This window comes from Cupriavidus oxalaticus (assembly GCF_038900635.1).
GTDB lineage: Bacteria > Pseudomonadota > Gammaproteobacteria > Burkholderiales > Burkholderiaceae > Cupriavidus > Cupriavidus oxalaticus_B.
On record NZ_JAYMRX010000010.1, the window covers coordinates 195,496 to 220,726 of the forward strand.

20 protein-coding genes are annotated in these 25,231 nt (G+C 64.4%); 9 read left to right on the forward strand and 11 right to left on the reverse strand.

All coding sequences use genetic code 11. The annotated features are described in order from the left end of the window. Positions 1 to 3: 3 nt before the first annotated feature. Genes VSR71_RS18160 through VSR71_RS18185 form a run of 6 tightly spaced genes read right to left on the reverse strand, consistent with a single transcriptional unit; the run spans position 4 to position 6,103 of the window. On the reverse strand, positions 4 to 984 hold the full coding sequence (locus VSR71_RS18160; protein WP_342915230.1) for a tripartite tricarboxylate transporter substrate binding protein: 981 nt from the start codon (positions 982 to 984) through the stop codon (positions 4 to 6). A gap of 52 nt (positions 985 to 1,036) precedes the next feature. Further along, a complete protein-coding gene (locus VSR71_RS18165) occupies positions 1,037 to 1,804 on the reverse strand; it encodes a 2-keto-4-pentenoate hydratase (protein ID WP_342915231.1) in 768 nt (255 codons plus the stop codon). After that, complete coding sequence (gene dmpG / locus VSR71_RS18170) at positions 1,801 to 2,838, reverse strand: 4-hydroxy-2-oxovalerate aldolase (protein ID WP_342915232.1); 1,038 nt, start codon at positions 2,836 to 2,838, stop codon at positions 1,801 to 1,803. The genes VSR71_RS18165 and dmpG overlap by 4 nt, the downstream gene beginning before the upstream one ends. Before the next feature lie 11 nt (positions 2,839 to 2,849). Continuing rightward, entirely contained in the window at positions 2,850 to 3,797 is a 948-nt protein-coding gene (locus VSR71_RS18175; RefSeq protein WP_342915233.1) for an acetaldehyde dehydrogenase (acetylating), read from the reverse strand. Between the two features lies 1 nt (position 3,798). Next, a complete protein-coding gene (locus VSR71_RS18180; protein WP_342915234.1) occupies positions 3,799 to 4,620 on the reverse strand; it encodes a 2-keto-4-pentenoate hydratase in 822 nt (273 codons plus the stop codon). A 19-nt stretch (positions 4,621 to 4,639) separates the two neighbouring features. Further along, positions 4,640 to 6,103 (reverse strand): 2-hydroxymuconic semialdehyde dehydrogenase, encoded by a 1,464-nt coding sequence (locus tag VSR71_RS18185; protein WP_342915235.1) that lies wholly within the window; start codon positions 6,101 to 6,103, stop codon positions 4,640 to 4,642. Between the two features lie 161 nt (positions 6,104 to 6,264). Here VSR71_RS18185 and VSR71_RS18190 point away from each other — a divergent pair, with 161 nt between their 5' ends. The 4 genes from VSR71_RS18190 to VSR71_RS18205 all read left to right on the forward strand — a co-directional run bounded on the left by VSR71_RS18190 (position 6,265) and on the right by VSR71_RS18205 (position 12,548). Then, entirely contained in the window at positions 6,265 to 7,227 is a 963-nt protein-coding gene (locus VSR71_RS18190) for a LysR substrate-binding domain-containing protein (RefSeq protein WP_342915236.1), read from the forward strand. A 255-nt stretch (positions 7,228 to 7,482) separates the two neighbouring features. Then, positions 7,483 to 7,986: a hypothetical protein gene (locus VSR71_RS18195; RefSeq protein ID WP_342915237.1), complete on the forward strand. Its 504-nt coding sequence runs from the start codon at positions 7,483 to 7,485 to the stop codon at positions 7,984 to 7,986. A 446-nt stretch (positions 7,987 to 8,432) separates the two neighbouring features. Then, positions 8,433 to 8,672 carry a carboxylesterase family protein gene (locus tag VSR71_RS18200; RefSeq protein WP_342915238.1) on the forward strand — a complete coding sequence of 80 codons (240 nt, stop codon included), beginning with the start codon at positions 8,433 to 8,435 and terminating at the stop codon, positions 8,670 to 8,672. Between the two features lie 462 nt (positions 8,673 to 9,134). Continuing rightward, on the forward strand, positions 9,135 to 12,548 hold the full coding sequence (locus tag VSR71_RS18205) for an adenylate/guanylate cyclase domain-containing protein (protein ID WP_342915239.1): 3,414 nt from the start codon (positions 9,135 to 9,137) through the stop codon (positions 12,546 to 12,548). 30 nt (positions 12,549 to 12,578) lie between these two features. Here VSR71_RS18205 and VSR71_RS18210 read toward each other — a convergent pair whose 3' ends face one another. Next, positions 12,579 to 13,685: a tartrate dehydrogenase gene (locus VSR71_RS18210; RefSeq protein ID WP_342915265.1), complete on the reverse strand. Its 1,107-nt coding sequence runs from the start codon at positions 13,683 to 13,685 to the stop codon at positions 12,579 to 12,581. Between the two features lie 200 nt (positions 13,686 to 13,885). Continuing rightward, positions 13,886 to 16,063 carry a TonB-dependent siderophore receptor gene (locus VSR71_RS18215; protein ID WP_342915240.1) on the reverse strand — a complete coding sequence of 726 codons (2,178 nt, stop codon included), beginning with the start codon at positions 16,061 to 16,063 and terminating at the stop codon, positions 13,886 to 13,888. Between the two features lie 383 nt (positions 16,064 to 16,446). Between VSR71_RS18215 and VSR71_RS18220 the strand changes: the two genes are divergently transcribed. Both VSR71_RS18220 and VSR71_RS18225 read left to right on the forward strand, forming a co-directional pair. Next, positions 16,447 to 17,628, forward strand: coding sequence for an amidohydrolase (locus tag VSR71_RS18220; RefSeq protein WP_342915241.1), 1,182 nt, complete (start codon positions 16,447 to 16,449; stop codon positions 17,626 to 17,628). Between the two features lie 30 nt (positions 17,629 to 17,658). Next, positions 17,659 to 18,012: a cupin domain-containing protein gene (locus tag VSR71_RS18225; RefSeq protein ID WP_342915242.1), complete on the forward strand. Its 354-nt coding sequence runs from the start codon at positions 17,659 to 17,661 to the stop codon at positions 18,010 to 18,012. A gap of 120 nt (positions 18,013 to 18,132) precedes the next feature. Here VSR71_RS18225 and VSR71_RS18230 read toward each other — a convergent pair whose 3' ends face one another. The 3 genes from VSR71_RS18230 to VSR71_RS18240 are packed head-to-tail and all read right to left on the reverse strand — an operon-like array spanning position 18,133 to position 21,064. Beyond that, positions 18,133 to 19,299 (reverse strand): FAD-binding oxidoreductase, encoded by a 1,167-nt coding sequence (locus VSR71_RS18230; RefSeq protein WP_342915243.1) that lies wholly within the window; start codon positions 19,297 to 19,299, stop codon positions 18,133 to 18,135. Then, positions 19,296 to 20,693 (reverse strand): NAD(P)/FAD-dependent oxidoreductase, encoded by a 1,398-nt coding sequence (locus tag VSR71_RS18235; protein ID WP_342915244.1) that lies wholly within the window; start codon positions 20,691 to 20,693, stop codon positions 19,296 to 19,298. The genes VSR71_RS18230 and VSR71_RS18235 overlap by 4 nt, the downstream gene beginning before the upstream one ends. Further along, the gene (locus VSR71_RS18240) at positions 20,690 to 21,064 is read right to left on the reverse strand and encodes a (2Fe-2S)-binding protein (RefSeq protein ID WP_342915245.1); all 375 of its coding nucleotides are present in this window, start codon (positions 21,062 to 21,064) and stop codon (positions 20,690 to 20,692) included. Before VSR71_RS18240 ends, VSR71_RS18235 begins: the two co-directional genes overlap by 4 nt. 524 nt (positions 21,065 to 21,588) lie before the next feature. On the opposite strand from VSR71_RS18240, the gene VSR71_RS18245 reads away from it, so the two are divergent. The 3 genes from VSR71_RS18245 (at position 21,589) to VSR71_RS18255 (ending at position 25,037) form a co-directional block, all read left to right on the forward strand. After that, positions 21,589 to 22,254, forward strand: coding sequence for a haloacid dehalogenase type II (locus VSR71_RS18245; RefSeq protein WP_342915246.1), 666 nt, complete (start codon positions 21,589 to 21,591; stop codon positions 22,252 to 22,254). A 155-nt stretch (positions 22,255 to 22,409) separates the two neighbouring features. Next, entirely contained in the window at positions 22,410 to 24,029 is a 1,620-nt protein-coding gene (locus VSR71_RS18250; protein ID WP_342915247.1) for an ABC transporter substrate-binding protein, read from the forward strand. Between the two features lie 39 nt (positions 24,030 to 24,068). Further along, positions 24,069 to 25,037, forward strand: coding sequence for a glyoxylate/hydroxypyruvate reductase A (locus VSR71_RS18255; protein WP_342915248.1), 969 nt, complete (start codon positions 24,069 to 24,071; stop codon positions 25,035 to 25,037). Positions 25,038 to 25,231: the final 194 nt, after the last annotated feature.

Genomic DNA, 25,231 nt, shown 5'->3' on the forward strand with positions numbered 1-25,231 from the left:
CTGTCAGTCCTGCGCAGTGAAGCCGGTCTTCTGCACGATGTCACGCCAGCGGTCGATTTCGGCCTGGGCGTATGCCTGGAAGGCTGCACGGCCGGCAAAGGCGTGCCGTACGCCCTGTTCGGCGAGCCGGCGCTGCAGGTCCGGGCTCCGCATCACTGCGCCGATCTCGTGTTCGAGTCGCTGCAGGATCGGCTCCGGCGTGCCTTTGGGTGCATAGATGCCATACCAGCCTGTCGCCACGACGTCGCCATAGCCGGCCTCGGCCATGGTCGGAAGCTCCGGCGCGGCGGCCTGGCGCGCACTGCCCGTCACGGCAAGCAGCCTGACCTTGCCGGCCTTGGCCAGCTGCTGGGCGACCTGCAGTACCACGAAGCCATACTGCACCTGCCCGCCAACCAGATCGGTCACCAGCGGGGCCGAACCCTTGTATGCCACATGCTGCGCATCCGTTGCGCTGCTCCGTGCGAACATTTCACCGGCAAACTGCGAAGGCGAGCCGGCTCCGAAGGAGCCGAAGGCGGCCTTGCCCTTGTTCGTCCTGAGCCAACCGACCAGATCTGCGACGGTCTTTACCGGCAGCGAGGCGGGCACGGCCAGCACCAGTTCGAACTCGACCAGACGGGCGACCGGCGCAAAGTCGCGCAGCGGATCGTAGGGAATGCGCTTGAAGGTAGCGGGGTTCAGCGCCATGGTCTGGGCGAATCCCATCAGCAAGGTGTAGCCATCCGGCTGGGCGCGGGCCGCGGCCTGTACGCCGATGAAGCCGTTGGCGCCGGCGCGGTTGTCGACCACAACCTGTTGCCCGAGCCGTTCGCGCAGCGACTCGCCGATCAGCCTGGCCACCGCATCGGGCGTACCGCCTGCCGGACCCGGGATGATCAGCGCGACCGGCCGCTCGGGATAGCTGCCCGCGTGCGCGGCCTGCCCAAGCGCGGCCAGGGTCAGGGCAGCGATGCAGGCGTTGCGAAGATAGTTCCGAAACATGAGGGTCTCCTCCTGACCGGCCCGACGGCTGGCGCCACCGGGCCGGTGGTTTTCACGCCACGTGGAAGGCGGCGCTGCCCAGCGCGCCCACCGTCGCGCAGACATGATTGCCGCGGGCCAGGGCTTCGGCAGCGGTGGCCGCGCCGGCCATGACCAGGCTGCCGGCCGGGAGCACTGCGCCGGCCTTGGACAGCACCTGGGAAGCCTGCACCAGACTGCGCAGCGGATGCCCCAGGATCGCGGCGGTCGAGCCGGTCTGCACAACACGGCCATCGATGCGCAGCACGACGCCGAGATTGGCCAGCGCGTCGAACTGGCGCGACCATGGGCCCACCACCAGTCCGGCCGACGAGCAATTATCGGCAACCACATCCTCGAGTGTGAACCGGAAGTCGCGGTAGCGCGAATCGATGATCTCGATCGCGGGCGCCACGGCCTCCAGGTAGTCGGTGGCCTCCAGCAAGGTCAGCGGGCGATCGATGTCGCGCCGGGTCAGGAAGCAGATTTCCGGCTCGGCCCTGGGGTGGATGTAGTTGTCCAGCAGTATGCGGCCGCCGTCTTCCTCCACCATGGCATCGGTCAGCCAGCCCCAGATCAGGCTGTCGACGCTCATCTGGACCATCTTGGCGCGGCTGGTGAAACCCAGCTTGATGCCGATGCGCCGCTCCCCGCGCTGGCGGCGATGCTCGATCGACAAGGCCTGGATGGCGTAGGCCTGCTCGAGCGAGAAGGGCGTGGTGGCGCTGAATTGCGCAACCGCCTCGGCGCCGCGTGCGGCGTCGTCCAGAGCGGCTGCGATAAATGTGTTACGGCTGATCATGCTGCCTCCTTGCGCTTGCTGACGCCAGCCTGCAGCAGGTCGAGCGCCACGTCGACGATCATGTCTTCCTGGCCGCCAACCATGCGGCGCCGGCCCAGCTCGACCAGGATGTCCACAGTCTTGAGCTGGTATTTGGCGGCCGCGCTTTCCGCGTGACGCAGGAAGCTCGAGTACACCCCGGCGTAGCCCAGCGCCAGCGTTTCGCGGTCGACGCGGACCGGGCGATCCTGCAGCGGGCGGACGATGTCGTCGGCGGCGTCCATCAGGCGGTACAGGTCGCAGCCGTGATGCCAGCCCAGCCGGTCGGCCGCGGCGATGAAGACCTCGAGCGGCGCATTGCCGGCGCCAGCGCCCATGCCGGCGAGGCTGGCATCGATACGGTCGCAGCCTTCCTCGACCGCGACGATGCTGTTGGCCACGCCCAGGCTGAGGTTGTGGTGGGCATGGATGCCGGTTTCGGTCTCGGACCGCAGCGCATCCTTGAAGGCGCGGAAGCGGTCGCGCACGCCGTCCATGGTGAGGGCGCCGCCGGAATCCACCACGTAGACGCAATGGGCGCCGTAGCTTTCCATCAGCTTCGCCTGTTCCGCCAGCGTTGCCGGGGAAGCCATGTGGCTCATCATCAGGAAACCGGCGACATTCATGCCCATGGCGCGGGCGGTCTCGACATGCTGGCGCGCGGTGTCGGCCTCGGTGCAGTGCGTGGCCACCCGGACCACGCGCGCGCCGGCGGCATAGGCTTCGCGCAGGTCATGCACGGTGTCGATGCCCGGCAGCAGCAGGGTGGCGACCTGGGCGCGTTGCACCGTTTCGGCCACGGCGGCAATCCATTCCACGTCGGCATGGGCCCCGAAGCCATAGTTGAAGCTGGAACCCGCCAGGCCATCGCCGTGCGCGACTTCGATCGAATCGACGCCGGCCTCGTCAAGGGCGCGTGCAATGGCGCGCACCTGCGCCACCGAATACTGGTGGCGCACGGCGTGGCTGCCGTCGCGCAGGGTCACGTCGGAGATATAGAGCTTCTTGTTGGTCATGGTCGGGTTCCTCAGGCTGCCGCCGGGGATGCGGCCAGGCCGCTACCCAGCGATTCCGCCACGCGTTCGGCGCAAACCAGGGCGGCACTGGTCATGATGTCCAGGTTGCCGGCATAGGCGGGCAGGTAGTGCGCCGCGCCTTCCACTTCCAGGAAGATGGTGGTCTTCAGCCCGGTCATCGGGCCGAGGCCGGGCACTTTCACCGGGCCGTCGATGCGGTCGAACTGCACGCGCTGCTTGAGGCGGTAGCCGGGCACATAGGCCTGCACGCGTTCCACCATCGCCTGCACGGCGGCCTCGATCGCGCCGGAGTCGGCTTCATCGGTCAGGCAGCAGACCGTGTCACGCATGATCAGCGGCGGCTCGGCCGGGTTCAGGATGATGATGGCCTTGCCGCGGGTGGCGCCGCCCACGGTCTCGATGGCGCGCGAGGTGGTCTCGGTGAACTCGTCGATGTTGGCGCGCGTACCGGGGCCGGCGGACTTGCTGGCGATCGACGCCACGATCTCCGCGTAGTGGACCGCGGTCACGCTGGCCACCGCCGCTACCATCGGGATGGTGGCCTGGCCGCCGCACGTCACCATGTTGATATTTGGCGCGTCGAGATGCGCGCCGGCGTTGACACTGGGCACCACGTACGGTCCGATGGCGGCCGGCGTCAGGTCGATCACGCGCACGCCGCGCGCCTGCAGCGCTGCGTTGTGGCGGGCGTGGGCGCCGGCGGACGTGGCATCGAAGGCGATGCGGATGTCGCCGAATCCCGGCATCGCCAGCAGGCCGTCGATGCCTTCCGACGTCACCGGCACGCCGAGCCGCGCCGCGCGTGCCAGGCCTTCGGAGGCGGGGTCGATGCCGACCATGGCGCCCATCTCCACGTGCTTGCCGTGGCGCAGGACCTTGATCATCAGGTCGGTGCCGATATTGCCGGAACCGATGATGGCAACCTTGCAGGGAATCACGTCAGGCGTCTCCTTTGCTGGTGGCCTGGAACGACGCCGTCACGGCGCCCAGTCCTTCGATGCGGACGGTAAAGACGTTGCCCGGCTGCACCGTCACCATGGGGCCAAGGGCACCGGTCAGGATGATGTCGCCGGCCCTGAGCGGCGCACCGACGCGGCTCATGGTGTTGGCCAGCCAGACGGCGGCATTGAGCGGATTGCCAAGACAGGCCGCGCCGGCGCCGACCGAAACCGGCTCGCCTGCCAGTTCCATGCTCATGCCGCAGTTGACCAGGTCCAGCTCAGACAGGCTGACCGGCCGCGTGCCCAGCACGAACAGGCCGGACGAGGCGTTATCCGCGATGGTGTCGGTCAGGCGGATATCCCACCCGGCAATGCGGCTGCCGACGATCTCGATCGCCGGCAGGGCAAAGGCGGTGGCCCGGATCACATCGGCAACGGTGTGAACGGCATGCGGCAGGTCGCGCTCCAGGACCAGGGCGATTTCCGCCTCGACCTTGGGCTGCAGCACGTCGCCGCAATCGATCTCCTCGCCGTCCTGGCGCGCCATGTCGGCAAAGAGCATGCCGAAATCGGGCTGGTCCACGCCCAGCTGGCGCTGCACCACGGTGGAGGTCAGGCCGATCTTGCGGCCGGCCAGGCGGCGCCCGGCGCCAAGCGCGCGCTCGGTGTTGTGCTGCTGGATGGCATAGGCCAGCGCCACCGGATCGGCACCGGCGCCGGCGGCCTGCGCAATGACATCGCGCACAGGCGGGCAGGGTTGGCCATGCTCGGCGGCGGACCAGAGGCGGTCCGCGGCCTTGATGAGTTCAGGGTTCAGCATGCGGGTTCTCGTAACTGGCTCAGGGGTTGACGCAAATGGTGGTCAGGGAGGAATAGAAATCGAGGGAATGGCGTCCGCCTTCGCGCCCGATGCCCGACAGGCGGGTGCCGCCGAAGGGCGTGCGCAGGTCGCGCAAGAACCAGGTGTTGACCCAGACGATGCCCACGTCGAACTGCCGGGTCACGCGGTGCGCACGCGCCAGGTCGCGGGTCCAGACCGACGCCGCCAGCCCGTAGCGGGAATCGTTGACGCGCGCGACCACTTCGCTGTCGCTGTCGAACGGCGCGATATGGCAGACCGGGCCGAACACCTCTTCCTGCACGCAGCGCGCCGAGTCGGGCAGGCCGGTCCAGATCGTGGGCTGGACATAGGCGCCGTTGTCGCGCGCGTCGCCAAAATGCGGCACGCCGCCGCCGGCGACCACGGTGGCGCCTTCCTCGCGCGCCAGCGCAAAGTAGGACAGCACCTTGTCGCGATGGCCGTGGGAGATCAGCGAGCCCATTTCCACGCCGTCGGCGTCGGGATAGCCGATGCGCAGCGTTTCGGCGCGGGCCTTCATCGCCGCCACGAAGCGCTCGAAGATGGGGCGCTCCACATAGACCCGTTCCGAGCACAGGCAGACCTGGCCGGTATTGGTGAAGCTGGAGCGCATCACGCCCGCCACGGCCTTGTCGAAATCGCAGTCGGCAAACACCACCGCGGCATTCTTGCCGCCCAGTTCGAACGACACCTCCTTCACGCCGTCCGCCACCGCTTTCATGATGGTGCTGCCGGTGCGGGATTCGCCGGTAAAGGTGATGGCGTCGATGTCCGGATGCCGCGACAGGAACTCACCCGCCGAGCCGCCGCCGAAGCCGTGCACGAGGTTGAAGACGCCCGCCGGGACGCCGGCTTCAAGCATGACCTCGGCCAGCAGCGTGGCGCTGCCGGGCGTCTCCTCGGACGGCTTGACCACCACGGCATTGCCGCAGGCCAGTGCCGGCGCGACCTTCCAGGTCATCAGCAGCATCGGCAGGTTCCAGGGCGAGATGATGCCCACCACGCCATGGGGCTTGCGCACCGTGTAGCTGAAGACATCGCCATCGGCTGTGCGCATGTCGAAGTATTCGCCGCCGGCCTGGCCGGCCAGTTCAGCGAAGGTACGGAAGTTCTGTACGCCGCGGCGGATATCCAGGGCGCGCGCCTGATGCTGTGGGCGCCCCGTGTCGGCGACTTCCGCCGCCACGAAGGCATCGAAGCGCTTCTCGATGCCGTCGGCGATCGCATGGAGCAGCCTGGCGCGCTCGGCGGGGCTGGTCTTGCCCCATGGGCCTTCCAGGGCGGCGCGCGCGGCCCGCACCGCGCGGTCCACCAGGCCTGCATCGGCCTCGCAGACCTGGCCGATCACGGTGCCGTCGACCGGCGAGATATTGGGAAAGGTTCTGGCTGCCTCCTCGAAGCGGCCATCGACATAGTTTCGAAACAGAATGGGGCGTGACGACACGGTGCGGCCTCCGGGCGATGATCTGAGACGCAGTGTAGGCAGGCGTTGTATTCCTGAAAAATGAAAGTTTCGTCGTCGTGTATTCCTAACTAGAATAGCAAGGCTGCGGGCCAGGGCGTCCGCGCCGCGCCGCCAGCCCTATCCTTTGTCCCTGCATCTCCATGGCACATCACGCAAACTCCCTGGGCAGGAAACTGCGCTTTGCCCAGATCATCGTCTTCGAGCAGGTGCTGCGCAGCGGCTCGATCCTGCGCGCCGCCCAGGAACTCAACCTGACGCAGCCAGCGGTCACCAAGGTGATCCATGAACTGGAGGGCCATTTCGGCGGCCCCTTGCTGGTGCGGGGCAACCGCGGCGTCACCGCCACCGAACTCGGCGAGCTGGTGGCCAGGCGGTCGAAGTCCCTGCTGGCGGAGCTGCGCCATATGACCGACGAGGTCAACGCCTTCCAGGAGGGCGCCGCCGGACAGGTGCTGGTTGGCACGCTGATCTCGGCGTCGGCGGTGCTGCTGCCGCGTGCCATCCAGTTGCTCAAGGCGCGGGCCCCGGCGGTGGTCGTCACATTGCGCGTGGGCCAGATGGACCAGTTGCTTCCCGCGTTGAGCGTCGGCGACCTCGACCTGGTGGTGGCCAGGATTCCCGACGACGGCAGCTGGCAGGGCAAGTTGCCTGGGCTCGAAGCCGAGGCGCTCTATGCGGAGCAGCTTTGCGCGGTCGGCGGCGCCCATCATCCTTTGGCCTCGCGCAACGCCACCAGCCTGGCGGAAATGCTGGCGTTCCCGTGGATCCTGCCGACGCGCGATTCCTCCCTGCGCCGGACGGCCGAACGGCTCTTCTTTGAAGCCGGGCTGGGCGCGCCGTCGAACGTGGTCGAATCCCTTTCCGTGCTGACCAATGTCGCGCTGATGCTCGACCAGCAAACGGTCGGCCTGATGCCGCGCACGGAGGCGCAGCAGTTCGCGGAGGCCGGCATGCTGGCCATCCTGCCGCTGGCGGAGCTGCCGGGATTCGGCGAGATCGGTTGCTTTGCCTGTTCCGGCCGTGTGCCGGCGCAGGCGGTTACCCTGTTCAGGGCCTGCCTGCGCGATGCCGCCACACAGGCCCTGCGCGGTATGCCGACGTAGGCCGGTACCACGGTCAAGCCAAGGCCTGCCTCGGCCAACCCGACGGTCGTGGCGTTGAAGACGAAGGCAGCCCGGATCCGAACCCGGTCATGAGGGAAGCGCATAGGGCTTCTCAAACTCCGCATATCTAGTTCCGCTCTCCCGCAACTAACATCGACACACCTGTCGTCTGACTGAGGCAGATGTAATCGATGCAGCTTCAGCCAATGAATTGAAGCGCAGTCCTATAAGAATAGATGGAGGAGAAGGATGTACTTGGAGTCGACTAATGAGCGGCGTATTTCAAAGAATTTTTTAAGTAGAAACGACAGAATTTTTCCTCTGCTGCGACGTGTAAGCGCAGCTGTTAGCCTGGTGGGAAGCATGGCGGCCCATGCTGACGGCCTCACGATTAGTGGTCTGGTCGGGGCCGGCCCAACCTACACATCCGATATTGCCGGTGGTGCCCGGTATGCGGTGGATACCGCGCCCAACCGCCCAAACTATCTTGCGTTCAATGGTTCCGAGTCACTGGGGGCCAATACGTCTGCATACTTTCGACTGTCCGGTAGATTCCTGGCCGATGCGGGACTGTTGGTTGGACAGCTCTTCAATGCCAACTCAATCGTTGGTAGCTTCGCCAAACTCGATGCCACTGTACGCGATCGGAGTTTTTATAGCTGGCTTCCTGATCAGCGGCCCGATTGTCGTGATCAGTGCCGTTTCAGCTTTAGCATATCCGACATCGGTTCGGGGCGTGGGTGTCGGCTGGGCGAGTAGCTGCGGGCGGCTCGGTTCATTCGCTAGCGCGGGTTCAACAGGGTGGCTGGTGCAGCTGGGAGTTCCACTCAACCAGTTAATTTCCTGCCTGACACTGACGGTATTGGCTTGCGCGCTACTTGCATTTCTTTTGTCTCGTGCGCTGCGCGGTTTGGGAGATATAAGCTGATGAAATTAAATGGACAATTCCCGGTGATTGTCGTGAATAGTGGGAAGCTACGGGGCTCATTGAGTGAGGGGGTATGCGCGTTTAAAGGGGTACCATTCGGGGAGCGAGAGGAGCCGAATCGTCGATCTTCCGGTATCAGGCCACTTGCGCCCTGGATCGGTGAGCTGGACGTTTCCAGGTCTGGAATGGTGTTCCCGCAGTTCCGGTCGAGATTGGCAGCCGTCATGGGCGACAGCATTGAAACAACTCGCAATCGGAGGACGCCTTCGTACTTAATGTGTGGGACCCGGTCAACGCTGATTCATTGCCTGTTCTTGTGTTCATTCATGGAGGAGGCTTTGTATCGGGTGGCGGCTCCGCGCCTTGGTATGACGGCGAGCGCCTGGCGCGAGCGGGGAACATTGTCGTCGTTACTGTCAACTATCGGCTGGGTGCTCTCGGCCGGCGAATAGCGAGGCTGGCAAGGCAGCATATCCATACTTCTTCAATGTCCAGACCGATGTTCGGAATCTCATGAGCCCACACTGCCTGGAGCTTCCGTTCTTGTTTGGAAATAGGCAGGACTGGGCGGATGCTCCAATGCTTGCCAATATCTCAAATGCAGTGTTTGAGCATGTCGGCGATGCGCTACGAGAGGCGGTTTGTGGTTTCGTGAGGGACGGCATCCCTGGCGCTACAACGGGTGGGGAATGGCAGCGCTACTCGCCACTTGCCTCGTGGATCAACGAGTTCTCCGATGGTGGACTTTCAACGCGACGTTGGGAGCGAGGGTTGCTGCAGCGTTGAGGGCGCGCGGCCAATGTCAATCCGAGACCAATAGCAGTGGCCGCCCAGGCTTCTGGCGCGGGGCTTTGACTTGCTGGTCCAGGCCACTGCAATGCCGCTCTTTCGCGGAGCCTCGTGCATAAGATTCGGGTTGCTAGACGTACTCCATGTGCGCTCTAATGACTGGGGGCAGACCTTGCGGCCAGAGGGGAATATGCGCTGCACAAAGTGCGGATTCGATAACCCTGCAGGGGGGCGATTCTGCGAGGAATGTGGGCAGAGCCTTGCGCAAATCTGCCCGCAATGCGGCCATGAGTCCGGGCCCACTGCCAAATTCTGTGGCCTTTGCGGCATGCTGCTGTCAACTCCGCCCACTGGCCAATTCGCCGCCGCTCCGGCTGCGCCCGTTTTCTATACGCCGCCGCACCTTGCGGAGCGCATTCTTGCCGAACAGGCGGCCATGGAAGCCAGGGGGCAAGCAGATGGCGAACGCAAAACCATTACGGCTCTTTTTGCGGACATCGCCGGGTCGACGGCACTGATCCAGCATCTGGATCCCGAGGATGCGCGTAATCTGATCGACCCGGTGGTGGCCTTGATGATGGAAGCCGTTCACCACTTTGAGGGGTATGTTGCCAAATTCCTGGGCGACGGGATCCTGGCCCTGTTCGGTGCGCCGATCGCCCACGAGGATCACCCGTTGCGTGCGCTCTACGCCGCGCTGCGCATGCAGAAAGCGATGCATCGTCATAATGAACGGGGCCATCGGGAGATGGGCTTGCCGCTGCAGATCCGCGTCGGTGTTCATACTGGCGAAGTGGTGGTGCGTTCGATCCGAAAGGATGACCTGCGCACCGATTACGATCCCGTGGGGCACACCATTCATATTGCGTCACGGATGGAAGGCGTTGCGACACCTTCATCGATCCTCGTCAGCGAAGCGACCCATCGGCTGACGGAAGGCTACTTCGAATTCCGTGCCTTGGGCACCACTTCGGTCAAGGGCATTCAGCAACCGCTGGCTGTGTACGAGGTTGTCGGCGCCGGCGTGTTACGTACCCGCTTGCAAGTGGCGGCGCATCGCGGCCTGGGGCGATTTGTCGGCCGCCAGGCGGAATTGCAGCGCCTGCAGGATGCCCTGGATTCGGCAAAGCAGGGGCATGGGCGAGTCGTCGGTGTAGCCGGCGAGGCCGGCGTGGGAAAATCGCGTCTGTTTCACGAGTTCAAGGCACGGGCTCAGCAGGGCTGCAAGGTGCTCGAAACCTTTTCGGTTTCGCATGGCAAGGCGTTCCCCTATCTGCCATTGATTGACTTGCTCAAAGCGTACTTTGATATTGCCGCGCAGGATGACGACCAGCAGATTCGCGGCAAGGTCAATGGCAGGCTGGCGGAGATCGCTTGCATGCCGGAGGAACTGCTTCCCTACCTTCTCTATTTGATGGGAACCAGGGAGCGAGGGTCGGCACTGTCGATGATGGAAGCTTCTGTTCGCCGCCAGAGAACTTTTGATGCCATTGTCCGGCTGCTGGTGCGTGAAAGCGAGATTCAACCGCTCATGGTGCTGTTCGATGACCTGCAATGGCTGGACAGTGAGACGGAAGCTTTCCTCAATGTCCTCGCCGATCACGTGCCGAGTGCAAGCATACTTCTGCTGGTCAACTACCGCCCGGAATACGCCCATGATGGCGGCGTACCTTGCCACCTCAATCTGCAACTCGAGCCATTGGGTCAGGTGGATGCACAGGGTTTTCTCACGGCACTGCTGGGTGAGCATCCTTCACTCGAGTCGTTGAAGCGGGAGATTCAGGCCAAGACAGAGGGCAATCCTTTTTTCATGGAGGAAGTTGTCACCACGCTTGCCGAAGAGAAGGTCCTGCAAGGCGAGCGGGGCGATTTCCGGCTGGAGAAGCGCATAGCGTCGCTGCATATGCCGACCACGGTGCAAGGCGTGCTCGCTGCGCGCATTGACCGCCTTCCGCCCGCCCAGAAGGAGTTGCTGCAAACACTCGCGATCATCGGCGAGGAGTTTACGTTAAGCCTGGCCCGACAGGTCACGGCGCTACCTGATCAGGCACTCCATGCGATGCTGGGCGAGCTGCAGACGGGTGATTTCATTTACGAACGTCCGGCATTCCCAGAACTCGAGTATGCGTTCAAACATGCGCTGACCCAGGAGGTTGCTGCCAGTTCTCTGCTGAGCGACCGACGCAGTGCGCTGCATGAGCGCACGGCCCAGGCCATGGAGACGCTGTTTCCCGACAACCTGACGGATTACTGCAGCGAACTGGCGCACCACTACAGCAAAAGCGGCAATACCCGAAAAGCGATCGAGTATCTGACCCTTGCGGGGCAGCATGCCGCACAGCATTCCGCTCAGCGCGAGGCGATCCGTCATTTCAATGACGCGCTGGAACTGCTCAGATCGCTGCCAGATTCTCCGGAGCGCGCGCGCGACGAGCTCAACCTGCTGCTGAATCTCGGCATTGCGTGTATCACGGCGCGAGGCCATGGGGCGCCCGAGGTAGAAACGATCTATACGCGCGCGTTAGCCTTGTGCGAACAGGGAGCGGCAACACCGCAGCGCTTTTCGGCGCAGTTGGGATTGTGGTCATTCTATCTTTTGCGGGGTCAGCTTTTGACAGCGCAAGCCTTGGCTGACGGGCTGCACTGCCTCGCCGAGGACAGCGGGGATACTGAACAGGCGGCTGAGGCGCAGCGCATGCTGGGCGTCACCCGATTCCGGCGGGGCGAGATCGGCATGGCTCGTACTCATTTGGAGCAAGCCCTGGCACTGCACCGGCCCGCTCATCACGCATATGCTCATCTGCTCCGTTACGCACGGAACCCCGCAGTCCATATGCGCAGCTCCCTGAGTTGGGTGCTCTGGTACCTCGGCCTGTCGGCACAGGCCTGTGCCCGAAGCGAGGAGGCAATAGCATTGGCCAGGCAGGCCAGCGATCCATTCGGTCTCACGCTCAGCCTGATCTTCGCAGCCGAGTTGCATCAGCGCCGGCGCGACGCGCAGCGGGTACTGGAGTGCGCGGAAGCCGCGATCGCGCTGTCGGAGGAACATGGCTTCCAGCTCTATCTGGCCTGGGGGACGATATTGCGCGGCTGGGCGCTTGCTGCGAAGGGTACACCCGAAGACGGTATCGCGTTGATGCGCCGCGGCTTTGACGGACTCGAAGCCTCTGGCGCAGTATTGGGACGACCCTCACTGCTGGGTTTGCTGGCCGACGCCTATCGCCGTGCTGCAAATGGCGACGCAGCGCTTCATGTGTTGGGCGAAGCACTGGCTCTGGTGGAAAAGACCGGCGAGCGCTTTGATGAGCCTGCCTTGATCAGGCTTAAAGGCGAGGTGCTGCAGGCGATGTGCGGGGATACTGGTTCATCCGCGGCTGCACTTGAAGCGGAGTCATGTTTTTTCCAGGCAATGGAGTTGGCCCGCGACCAAGGGGCCAAAGCCATCGAGTTTCGATGCGCGGTAAGCCTTGCCCATCTGTGGCATCGTCAGGGCAGGGACGATGCGGCGCGGCGATTGCTGGCCTCCTTGCACGATCTCTGCCCTGAAGACAGGAATTCCGTGGACTGGCATCAGGCTGGACAATTACAGGAAAAATTGTCCTGAGGGGCGATGCCAGCCACGTGAGACGAACCGCTACGCTTTCCCGCCGAAACTGACGCGTTCCATGGCGTTGGCAATGGCTTCGCCCATTTCCGTGGTCGAGGCATCGCCGCCCAGATCGGCTGTGCACGGACCGTGGATCAAAACGTGCTCGATCGCGGCGAGAATCGCGTCGTGCGCTTTCCTTCCGGCGTCGTTATCGGTGTCGAGGAAATCGAGCATCATGGCGCCTGACCAGATCATGCCGATGGGGTTGGCAATGTTCTTGCCATAGATGTCGGGCGCGGAGCCATGCACCGGCTCGAACAGCGAAGGGAACGTGCGCTGCGGATTCAGGTTGGCCGAAGGCGCCAAGCCCAGCGTACCGGTGCAGGCCGGGCCGAGGTCCGACAGGATGTCGCCAAACAGATTGGACGCCACCACCACATCGAAGCGCTGCGGCTGCAGCACGAAGCGGGCGCACAGAATGTCGATGTGCTGTTTTTCCCAGCTGACATCCGGATAGTCCTCCGCGATAGCGGATGCCCTGCGGTCCCACCACGGCATGCTGATGGCAATGCCGTTGCTCTTGGTGGCAACCGTGACATGCCTGCGCTGCCGCTGCCGGGCCAGATCGAATGCGAATCGGAGCGCGCGGTCCGTGCCATGCCGCGAGAACATGGCTTGCTGCATGACGACTTCGCGCTCCGTGCCTTCATACATCACCCCGCCGACCGAGGAATACTCGCCCTCGGTATTCTCGCGCACGATGATCGTGTCGATATCCCCCGGTTTCTTGCCGGCTAGTGGGCAAGGCACGCCTTCGAACAGGCGTGCGGGGCGCAGGTTGATGTACTGGTCAAACTCGCGACGGAACTTCAGCAGCGAACCCCACAGCGAGATATGGTCTGGCACGATATCCGGCCACCCAACGGCACCGAAGTAGATGGCATCCATGCCGGCCAGTTGCGCCTTCCAGTCATCCGGCATCATTGTTCCGGTGGCGGCGTAGTAATCGCAACTTGCCCACTCGATATGGGTGAAATTGAGGTTAATACCAAAGCGGCTCGCGGCGGCGCCGAGCACGCGCAAGCCTTCCGGCATGACCTCCTTGCCGATGCCATCCCCTGGGATCACCGCGATGTTGAAAGTCCGGGTCATCATGACGATTTCCTGTGAAATAACGAGACTGCGCCATGGTCCGTGCCAGGGCCGCGAGAATGACCGCTATTGTAGATGCGGGGTTTCAGTGGCACGTTGCGTATTCCGGTCCCGCGACAGAAGGAAATTCTTTATTCGCCGTCGTGTCCGGCATGCTGTGCGCAGGCACGGCTTGCCTGCCGTGCCGCATCAGCAGGAATTCAGAACTGGTATCGGAGTCCGGCGACAAACTGCCGCTCCAGCCCCGGCGTGACGGCGAGGTTGCCCCACGACGCGGGATAGTAGGCCTTGTCGAACACGTTATGAACGTCCAGGAAGACGCGTGTGCGGCGATCGATCTGCCAGTAGCTGACCAGTTTCACGGTGGCATAGGCGGGCAGTGAGTACGTGTCGGTGGCATTGCCTGAGCGCGATCCCACATAGACGATGCCTGTGCCGATGCCATACCGCCCGCCGAAGACCGGCATGGCATCTTCACGAATCGCGAACAGGCTCGCGCTGACCTTGGGAATATTTGTCAGGCGGGTGCCGGGCGCGATAGCGGTATCCTCGGTGACCTTGGCGTTCAACAGGGTAAAACTGCTGCTGATGCGCCAGTGCTGATCCAGCTGGCCAAAGACGTCGATCTCCAGCCCGCGGCTCGCGGCTTCGCCGGCGGCGATGTTGAAGTTGGGGTTGGTGGGGCTGCGCGTCAGGACGTTGTTCTTGCGAATATCGAAGACCGCAAGCGTTGCACCGACGCGCGCGTCCGTGGACTGCCATTTCAGCCCCGCCTCGATGGCGCGCGCATGTTGGGGGTCGAACGCATTGCCTGCCTCGTCCACGCCGCTGTTGGGGCGGAACGACTTGCCGAGTGACAGATATGCCGAGAGTTGGGCGGTGGGCAGCCACGTCAGGCCAATCCTGGGCGAGACGGCGGTCTGGCTCTGGCGGGTCGATGTCGCGGTAAGCAGGTTAGCGACCGATTGGTGGTAGTTGTCGAACCGGACACCCGCCATCAGCTTCCATTGGTCATTCAGCGAAACTTCGTCCTGAAGGTAGGCGCCAAGGTTTCGCTGGTTCTCGCGTGTCGAGATGCTGAGCGATACCGGCGGTTTGGCTTGTCCGTACACCGGCTCGTAGATATCGATCGCATACGGGTTTGCCGCCAGGCTCGAATAGAAGATGTCCATCCCCATGTACAGGCGCGATGCCTCGACGCCAACAAGCATCCTGTGCGCCAGCCCACCCGTATGGAAGTTGCCTTCCACCTCGGCGTGCGCCGAGGTGTCGCGTGACGGTAGCGTTCGCCAGCTGTTGCGTCGTGTGAGCGTGCGGCCGTCCGCCAGCACGCTGCCGAACTCAGCCGCATAGCCTTCGAAGCCCGATTCCTTGTAACTGACGCCAAGCCGGGCCCGCCAGCCGCTGGCGACTTCGCGGTCCAGCGTCAATTGATGTGTGTTGCTGGAAAGATGAAGGTTGGGGTCGTTCGGCTCCTGAAGGTAGCGGTCGCGGGGAAGCGGCAGCTCTCCATTCACATTGACGAGGCCACGGTCCAGTGGCGTGCGCACGCGCATGAATTCCCCTTCGTACTGAATCAGGGTGTGATCGTCGGGCACCCAGGCGAATGCGGGGGCAACCAGATACTTGTTGCTGTCAATCAGGGAGCTTCGGCTGGCACTATCCTCCGCCATGACATTGAGGCGATAGGCCAACTGGTCGTTGATTGGGCCGGTGGTATCCACGGTGGCACGCGCGAAGCCAAGCGTACCGGCACTGAGTTCCGCGGTAGTGGCCCGCATGAAGCGAGGCTTCTTCGTGACGATGTTGATGGTGCCGCCCGGTTCGCTGCTGCCGTACAACGCCGCGGCAGGGCCCTTCAAGAATTCAAAGCGCTCGACCGTGGCGGCATCGCGCATCGGGTTGTAGCCGCGCGAGCCGGGAAAGCCATTGACCAGGTATCCCATATCGGTGCTGCTGAAGCCACGGATGGCATAGTTGTCCCAGGTCCCGCCGAAGTCATTGAGGCGGGACACGCCGCTCACATAGTCGACCGTGTCGGCAAGGCGCGTCGCGCCGAGGTCGTCGATCAGTGCCGAGGTGACCACGCGCACTGACTGCGGTACTTCGCGCAGTGGTGTTTCAGTTCGGGTTGCTCCGCTGGCCTCGGCAGCAACGTATCCGCCTGTACCGGCATTCGCGCTGACGCGGACTTCAGGAAGGTGGGCCGAGGCCGCAACGTCTTGCGCCTGGGCAAGCGCGGCATCGGACAGAGGAAACAGGATCAGGCTGGCGCCACAGGCATGGCTGGCGATGCGCCTGGCGTGAGAGGGAAATGCTGGCATGAGCGGGGCAAAAGCAAAGGCAAGAGCAAGAGGCGCCACAATGTAGCGGCGCAAATGAGAGTGGTTCGCATTAACATATTTTTTGCGCGGGAATAGTGAGGAACGGATGGTTGCGTGCTAGCGCGGGGCAAGTCGATACAGCATCGCCAACGCAACGGGCACTGGGTCGGACACGAGGGTTGCACGCCAGCCGAACAATCTGCTCGCGCGGTGGGGCGAAACGCAATTCACTGCGGTACGCCCCCCCGCGATCGCCACAATCGTTGGTGGTACTGCCCTTACTCTAGGGACGATGCAGCATTGCCTGGCTGATGCCCTCTCTCATTGTTCTGCACCACTCTCAGGATCGCGCCAATGGCCTTTCGCCGTCACGAAGTCTTGCCCCTGCATCCCTTTTCTACGGGGACCAGGCATGTCGCTACAGGGGGGACCCGTCCGTGACCTGGCAACGCATCACCGAACCGGTGGCGGATTTGCTGCCGGACCTCGTGGCGCTGCGCCGCGACCTGCACGCCAATCCGGAACTGGCTTACGAGGAGCGCCGTACGGCCGGTATCGTGGCGCAGTCGCTGCGCCTGCTGGGTCTCGCGGTGCACGAGGGCATCGGCGGCACCGGTATCGTGGGCACGCTGCGCGCCGGTCGCGGCACGCGCAGCGTGGGCTTGCGCGCGGATATGGATGCCCTGCCGATGGTGGAATTGGGCCGCGTAGCCTATGCGAGCCGCACGCCCGGCAAGCATCACGGCTGCGGTCATGACGGCCATACCAGCATGCTGGTGGGTGCAGCGCGTCAACTCGCGCGCAGCGGCATCGACGGGACGGTGCACTTCATCTTCCAGCCTGCCGAAGAGGGCAAGGGAGGAGCCCGCCGCATGATCGATGACAGCCTGTTCGAGCGCTTTCCCTGTGACAGCGTCTATGCCTTGCACAACTGGCCGGACTTGCCGCTCGGCCATGCACAGACGCTGCCCGGCGCGATCATGGCGGCAGCAGATCGGTTCGATATCGTGCTGCGCGCACGCGGGGGACATGCCGCGCAGCCGCACCATACGGCTGACGCCATCCTTGCTGCCAGCCAACTCGTGTCGCAACTGCACACCATCGTCGCGCGCCGCATCGATCCGGCCGAGTCTGCCGTGCTGTCAGTCACGCGGATCGAAGGTGGTCATAGCCACAACGTGTTACCGGCCGAGGTGCGGATCACCGGCACGGTGCGCAGCTTCAATGCCGCGTCGCAAGACCGGATCGAGACTGCCCTGCGTGCGATGGCCCAAGGTGTCGCGCTGGCGAGCAGCACCGAAGTCGAGGTCCACTACGACCGCTATTACCCGGCCACGGTAAACAGTCCTGGCGAAGCAGCGCTGGCGCTGGATGCGGCACGTGCCGTCGGCTTGCAGGCGCAGATGGCGCCGCGCGCCGCGTTTACCTCGGAGGATTTCGCCTTCATGCTGCAGCGCAAGCCCGGCGCCTATCTCTGGCTGGGGCAGGGCCGCGCCGAACCGGGTCCGGATGGCGAGCGACCCCTGCACCATCCCTGCTATGACTTCAATGACGACGCCCTGGCACTCGGGGTGCGCTGGTTTTGCGAAGTCGCCCGGCGCGCGCTGGTTGCCCCCTGACGTTTTCCCCTGACCTGAACTGGAATACTCATGCCTATCACCATCATCCGCCAGTCGGCCTGCGTCGACGGTTTCGCACAGCAGGGCACGCCTGCACGCCCGCTTACCCAGCCGCCGCCCCAGCTCAGCGGTATCGACGTCGAGATGGACGGCGCCGGCGATAATCTTGCCGGACTCTGGGAATGCACCCCGGGGCGGTTCGAGCGCCAGATCGCCAATGCCGAGGTCATGCACATCCTCGCTGGCGCCTGCACGTTCACGCCCACGCATGGGCAGCCGCAGCAGATCCGCGCAGGCGATACACTCTTTTTTTCCGCTAACACGACCGGGGAGTGGCACGTGACCGAAACGCTGCGCAAGGTGTTCGTGGTGCTGTCGGACTGAGGCCTGATGAAGTTTCAGGCGGAACCGAAATACTGCCGGTTCCGCCTTGATTATCGTCCTCGCAATAAACTGCATTACCCGTTGCGACGAGCGACGCAGTCCATTGTGATGCCTGTTGTGTCAGCTGGTTTCCTGAAGCGCCCGCGTGCCGGCAAAGCGTCCGATGGCATACGGCTCAAGCGGGATCGAGGTACGGCCAGTGGCGATCAGCTCGGCCATGGTCTCGCCCACGCCAGGGCTGATCGCGAAGCCCTCGCCGTTGAAGCCAAAGGCGTAATGCAGCCCGGGGACCCTGGTGCTCGGGCCGATCACCGGTTGCAGGTCGGCGGTATAGCCTTCAATCCCGCTCCACACCCGAATCAGTTGCACATGCTCGAAGGCCGGCACGAAGCGGCGCAGTTCGCGTAGCTGGCGCAGCACGTTGTCGGGCTTGACGTAGGCACGGATGCTGTCGATCAGCGCGGGCCCCTTGAGGCCGCCGCCAAAGACGATGTTGCCGCGCGCGATCTGGCGGAAGTACAGACCTTCCAACTCAATCGGCGACGAGATGCCGATGGAAGGGCCGATGGCATAGGGCAGGGGCTCGGTGACGCCCATTTGCGGCCCGCGTGCGTCCAGTGGCACGGCTTCGCCGAACTGGCTGGCCATGCGGTTGGACCACGCGCCGCAGGCCACCAGCATCTGCGGCGCACGGAAGCGCCGGCCGTCGGCGGTGTGGGCAAGGAAACCACCGCCGTCGTGCTCGACCTGCATCACCTCGGCATGCTCGACAATCTGCGCGCCGGCGCGGCGTGCGGCGCGCGCGAAGGCGGGGCCGGCCAGGCGCGGATTGGCATGGCCGTCCTGCGGTGAATAGGACCCCGCCACGATGCCGGGCGCAAAAATGCCCCAGCGCTGGCGCAGCTGTTCGGCGGTGTAGAGCTGCAGGTCCAGCCCGAGCGGCTTCACGTCATGGACATGCTGCTCGAGCACGGCGGCCTGCTGTTCGGTATAGCACACGCGCAAGTGACCGTAGGGAACGAACTCGAGATCCTCTCCCAGCAACTCTTTCACGCGGCCCCAGACGGCGCGCGCACGATTGGCCAGCGGCATCTGGTGCAGCGCGCGCCCCTGGCGGCGCACATTGCCGAAATTGGTGCCGCTGGCCTGCCGCCCGATCAGTTCGCGCTCGAGCAGCACGGCCGACAGGCCATGCTGGCGCAGGAACAGTGCGGTGGTGGTGCCCATCAGGCCGCCGCCGAGGATCAGTACGTCGGCGTCATGGGTGCGGGTTGCCGTGCTGGTCATGCCTCCACCTCGCGGGTATTCATCATCAACGGCTTGACCGGTGCCTGCGAGCGCAGGCGGCCGACTTGCTCGACCGGGATGCCGCAGGTGTGCGCAACGATCTCGGCCGCGGCATGGCCGCAGAAGCGGCCCTGGCAGCGGCCCATGCCGACCCGGCTGAAGGCCTTGGCGCGGTTGAGTTCCTGGCTGTCGAGCTCGGTCACGCAGCGGCGCAGCTCGCCCGCGGTCACGGCCTCGCAGCGGCACACCAGCGCGGTATCGGGCAGTGCGGCGGCCTGCTGGTGCGGCCACGGGAAGGCGCGGGCCAGCCCCTGGCGGAAGCGGTCCATCTTGTCGAGGGTGCGGCGCAGGCCCGCGGCTTCGCTGGTATAGAGGTCGCGGCCGCGCGCGTGCCCGAGGTCGGCCAATGCCGCCAGCGCCGCGAGCCGGCCTGCGGCCTCGGCGCCATCGGCGCCCAGGATGCGCGCGCCATCGCCGGCCAGGTAGACGCCGCGGGTGCTGCTGCGGCCGTCAACGTCGATACGCGGCAGCCACTGGCGGCTCACGGGTTCGAAGGCGAACTCGCAGCGCGCGAGGTCGGCCAGCTGCGTCTCGGCGCGCAGGTGCCAGCCCAGACCCACTGCGTTGCACGCGAAGCGCTGCGTGCCGCCGTGTGCATCGCGCACGGTGACGCCCTGTACACCCGCCTGCTCGGTGCCATCGATGGCCAGCGGCGTCACGCCCTGCAGCACCGGCACGCCGGCTGACTTGAGCGCGCGGATCAGTCCGAGGCCGCGCAGTGCGAGCCGCGGTCGCGCCAGCAGCCCGGTGATAGCCGCCCACGACTTGGTGGCCGGGGCAGTGTCGAGCACCGCGGCCACACGCGCACCGGCCTGCACGTACTGCGACGCCACCAGGTAGAGCAGCGGCCCGCTGCCGAGGAAGACGACCTGGGAGCCGATGGCGCAGGCCTGGGCCTTGAGCGCGATCTGCGCGGCGCCCAGGCTGTAGCAGCCGGCGCGGTGCCAACCCGGCACCGGCATGAGCCGATCGGTGGCGCCCGAGCACACCAGCAGCGCGTCAAACGGCAGCGCCAGGGGCTGCGCATTGCGCACCACGTGCAGTTCGCCCTCGGTCAGGTTCCATGCCAGCGTGTCCGGCTGGTAGTCGACGCGCGCACGCAGCGCGTCGAAGTCGCGGTGCAGGGCCTGGGCCTTGGCGGCCTCGGTGCCATAGAGCTTGGCGTAGGAGCGCTTGAAGCCGTCAGGCTGGCGGCGGTAGATCTGTCCGCCGTCGCGCCGGCCTTCGTCGACCACGGTGGGGCGCAGCCCCGCCTGCACGAGGGCCTGGGCGGCGCGCACGCCGGCAGGGCCGGTGCCGACCACGACGATGCGCGGAGACGCGGGCGCGTTCATGCGGCGGCTCCCTGGCAGTGGCGTGCGAGCGATTCCTGCAGGTCCGGCGTCACGGGCCAGTGGTGCGCGGGCGGGCGAGTCAGCACCTCCATGCCGGCCTCGGCTGGGGTGGAACAGGCTCGCAGGCGTTCGCCGGCGGGGGTCCAGACCCAGCAGTCCTGGCAGGCGCCCATCAGGCAGAAGCCGGCGCGCGGCCCGTCGCCGAACTCGCTGTCGCGCACGCGGCGGCCGTGCGTGAGCAAGGCGACCAGCAGTGTGTCGCCGGCCAGCGCGGTGGCGGCCACGCCGTCGATGCGCAGCGTGATGGTAAGGCGGTCGGATTCTGCCAGCCGCACAAAGCGCGGGGGCAGGGGTTGGGAAAGATCGGGCATGGCGTTGGCTCGGAAAGAATGACTGGGCACTCGGAACAACGAATCCCCTGAAGTTTAGGAGTGGAGTGGCGCGGCATGGTGCTGCATTGGGGGCGCTGCACGGAGCATGCTGCTGTTATGCGGGCTGAGGCAGCAATATCTGCGGCGCGATTGGTCCGACCGCCATGCCGGAGTCTCTCTGGCTGCTTCGGCGGCCGAGTCTTGCAAGCGATGCGATCGCACTGGCGCCTGCCGAATGTGCGAGCGTGCCTGCCAGTCGATGAAAGTCAGTCCCGGACCCATGCTGATCGGCGTTTGCTGCAGCGCGCTGGCGGTGTGTCGTGGACGGCCCGACGCCCACCGTCGGTGCATACCGCAGGACATGCCGCAGAGCCCCTGACAAACCGCAGTTTCACCGCGTGCCACGAGCGATCTTCCCAACAAACGCCGTGCGCCTGCGTGCTTTAATCCATTCGGAATCAAGACTCCCTTCTGCGCGCAAAAACGCAGGTTCCCCCGGAACCCACCATTGAGGATCAGAAGCCATGACGTTCCGCCCTAAATACATCACCTTCGACTGCTATGGCACGCTGACGCGCTTCCGGATGGCAGAGATAACGCGCGACCTGTTTGCCGATCGGATTCCCGCGGAACACATGGAGCATTTCATCGAAGACTTCAGCGCCTTCCGCTTCGATGAGGTACTCGGTGACTGGCAACCCTATGAAGTGGTGCTGAAGAACGCCGTCCGCCGCCTGTGCAAGAAGTGGAAGATCCAGTACCTGGACAGCGATGGCCAACAGTACTACGACGCCGTGCCGACGTGGGGTCCGCATGAAGATGTTCCGGCAGGACTGGCCAGAGTGGCCAGGGAAATCCCGCTGGTGATTCTCTCGAATGCCGCCGACGCGCAGATCCAGCAGAATGTCGCCATGCTCGGCGCGCCGTTCCACCGCGTCTACACCGCGCAGCAGGCGCAGGCATACAAGCCGCGCCTGAAAGCCTTCGAGTACATGTTCGACTCGCTCGGCTGCAATCCCGAGGATGTGCTGCATGTGTCGTCGAGCCTGCGTTACGACCTGATGTCGGCCCATGACATGGGCGTCGTGCACAAGGTGTTCGTGAACCGCGGCCATGGTCCTGGCAACCCGGCGTACCAGTACACCGAGATTCAGGACATCGCTGGCCTGCCTGGCGTAGTGGGTCTCTGAGGTTCCTTCCCGCTGTTGGCCTGTCTGTCTGGTCCAAGGACCGGTTCAAGGACCGGCTTGGCCAGCCTTGTGCTTTCACTGCGCATTCTCTTTCGCCCCTCGCTGTTTCCCCGCAGCGGTTTCCCACTTATTAGACCAATCAAAGGAGCACAACCATGAACGATAGCCGCAACGAGTTTGAGAAGCTTGTCGGTCCCAGCGATAGCCTTCGGGTGATGGACCTGCTCAAGCGCGGCGCGACTCGGCGTGACGTTCTTGCGATGCTGCTGGCGGGAGGCATGCAGGCAACCCTTGCAGGGAGCCTGGCCGGCGCGGCCGCCACGGCCCACGCGCAGACGCCGATGAAGGGCGGCCGACTCCGCGTGGCCGTCGGCACGGCAGCCGCTTCGGATACGCTCGACCCGGCCAAGCAGTCGAACCAGAACGACTATGTGCGCTGTAACATGGTCTACAACGGCCTCACCTGGCTCGATGCCAGCCTGACGCCGCGTGCCGCCCTGGCCGAATCGTTCAATACGACGGACGCCAGGACGTGGGTCTTCACGCTGCGCAAGGGCGTGACCTTCCACGACGGCAAGGCGTTGTCCCCGGCTGATGTGGTCTATTCGATCATGCGCCATAAGGACCCCGGCACCGCTTCCAAAGCGAAGGTGCTGGCCGAGCAGATCGAGAGCGTGAAAGCCACAGGCCCGAACGAGGTCACCGTCGTGTTGACGAGTCCCAACGCCGACCTGCCGGCGATCCTGGGGACGTCGCACTTTCAGATCGTCAAGGACCGTACCACCGACTTCTCTGCCGGCATCGGCACCGGACCCTACAAGCTCAAAGAGTTCAAGCCTGGCGTACGCACCCTGGTCGTGCGCAACGAAGCCTACTGGAAGCCTGGCAAGCCCCACCTCGACGAGATCGAACTGGTCGGCATCGCCGACGACAGCGCGCGTATCAACGCGCTGTTGTCGGGGGGGATGGATCTGGTGGCCATGATCAATCCGCGCTCCGTGGCCCGGATCAAGGCTACGCCAGGCTACTCTGTGATGGTCACGCAATCCGGGCAGTACTCGGACCTGGTCGTACGCAAGGATGTTGGCCCGGGCACCAATCCCGACTTTGTGATGGCGCTGAAGTACTTGCAGGACCGTCAGCAGATGAAGAAGGCAATCGCGCTGGATTACGCCGTCATCGGCAATGACCAGCCCATCGACCCCACCAACCGCTTCTACTTCAAGGACCTGCCGCAGCGCGTCTTCGACCTGGACAAGGCGAAATACCATCTGCGCAAGTCCGGCGTGACGGGCAGGGTGCCGGTGGTGACCTCGCCGGCCGCCCTGTACTCGGTGGAGATTGCGATGGTGCTGCAGCAGACCGCGCAGCGCGCGGGCCTGGACCTCGACATCAAGCGCATGCCTGCCGACGGCTACTGGTCCAACCACTGGCTTAGCAGCCACGTTGGATTCGGTAACGTGAACCCGCGCCCCAGCGCCGACACCATTCTCACGCAGTTCTTCAAGTCCGATGCACCGTGGAACGAATCGCGCTGGAAGAACCCGCAGTTCGATCAGCTGCTGCTCGCGGCGCGGGCTGAGACGGATTTTGCAAAGCGCAAGCAGATGTATGCCGACATGCAGACGATGATCCATGCTGAAGCGGGCATCGGTATCCCCTTGTTCCTCGCCAGTGTCGATGCACACTCCTCGAAACTGAAGGGTTTGTCGCCGATCCCGCTTGGCGGACTGATGGGCTATTCGTTTGCCGAGCACGTCTGGCTCGACGCGTGATGTGGCAGATGGCACGGCGCTGCCGGCTCCGCCCCTCAGTTGCGCCATCAATGCATTCGAACAGAGGAAACTGATCACGTGAACGCTTTTCTTTACAAGGCTGACCCGGTGCGAGGCCGCCAGTGGGCTGAGATCTTTGCGCGGGAGCAATCCGATCTTGAATTCCGCATCTGGCCGGACATCGGCGATCCGGAAAAGGTCAAATACCTGGTGGCCTGGGTACCGCCGGACGACCTGCAGCAATGCTTGCCCAACCTCCAGGTACTGTTCTCGACCGGTGCCGGCATCGACCAGTTCGACCTGAGCGCGATCCCTGCCGACGTGCCGCTGGTGCGGATGATCGAGCCGGGTATCGTCGAAGGCATGGTGGAGTACGCCATGTTCTCGGTCCTCGCACTGCATCGGGATATTCCGGCGTATCGCCGGCAACAGGCACAGGCCTTGTGGCACCCGCTGCAGGTCCGGGCTGCGCATGAGCGGCGCGTTGGCGTGCTGGGATTGGGCTCGTTGGGGCAATCGCTGCTGGAGCGCCTGCGGCTGTTCGGATTCGATTGTGCCGGCTGGGCCAGGTCGGAGCGCAGCATCGAAGGGGTCATCTGTTTCGCCGGGGCCGAGTCCCTTGACGCCTTCCTGGCGCGCACCGATATCCTCGTCTGCCTGTTACCGCTGACCGAGGAAACGCGCGGGTTGCTGGGAAGCCGCGTGTTCAACGCATTACCGCGCGGCGCCGGGCTCGTGCATGTCGGGCGCGGGCAGCAGCTGAATAATGCCGATCTGATGGCGGCACTCGATACAGGTCAGCTTGGCGATGCCATTCTCGACGTGACTCACCCGGAGCCGCTGCCTGCCGACCATCCATTGTGGCGCCACCCCAGGGTCTGGATCACGCCGCATATCGCCAGTGTTACGCGACCGGACACGGCCACCATGGCCGTGCTGGAAAACATCCGCCGTTTCGAGCGCGGCGAGCCGCTTATCGGGCTCGTGGACCGCGCGCGAGGATATTGAGTGCGGTGCGTACATGCAGCGCAGCCACAGCTCATGCGCATCGAATCAATAGAATTTCGCGGTGTGGACGGATCAGGTTGGAAGAATTGATTCGGATAGATTTGCAGCGGTAGTGTCGCTGCGTATTTGCGGTTGTCAAAAAAAAGCAAAGCAGAATTTGCCGGCCAATTTCAGGCAAGGCAAACAATATGCTT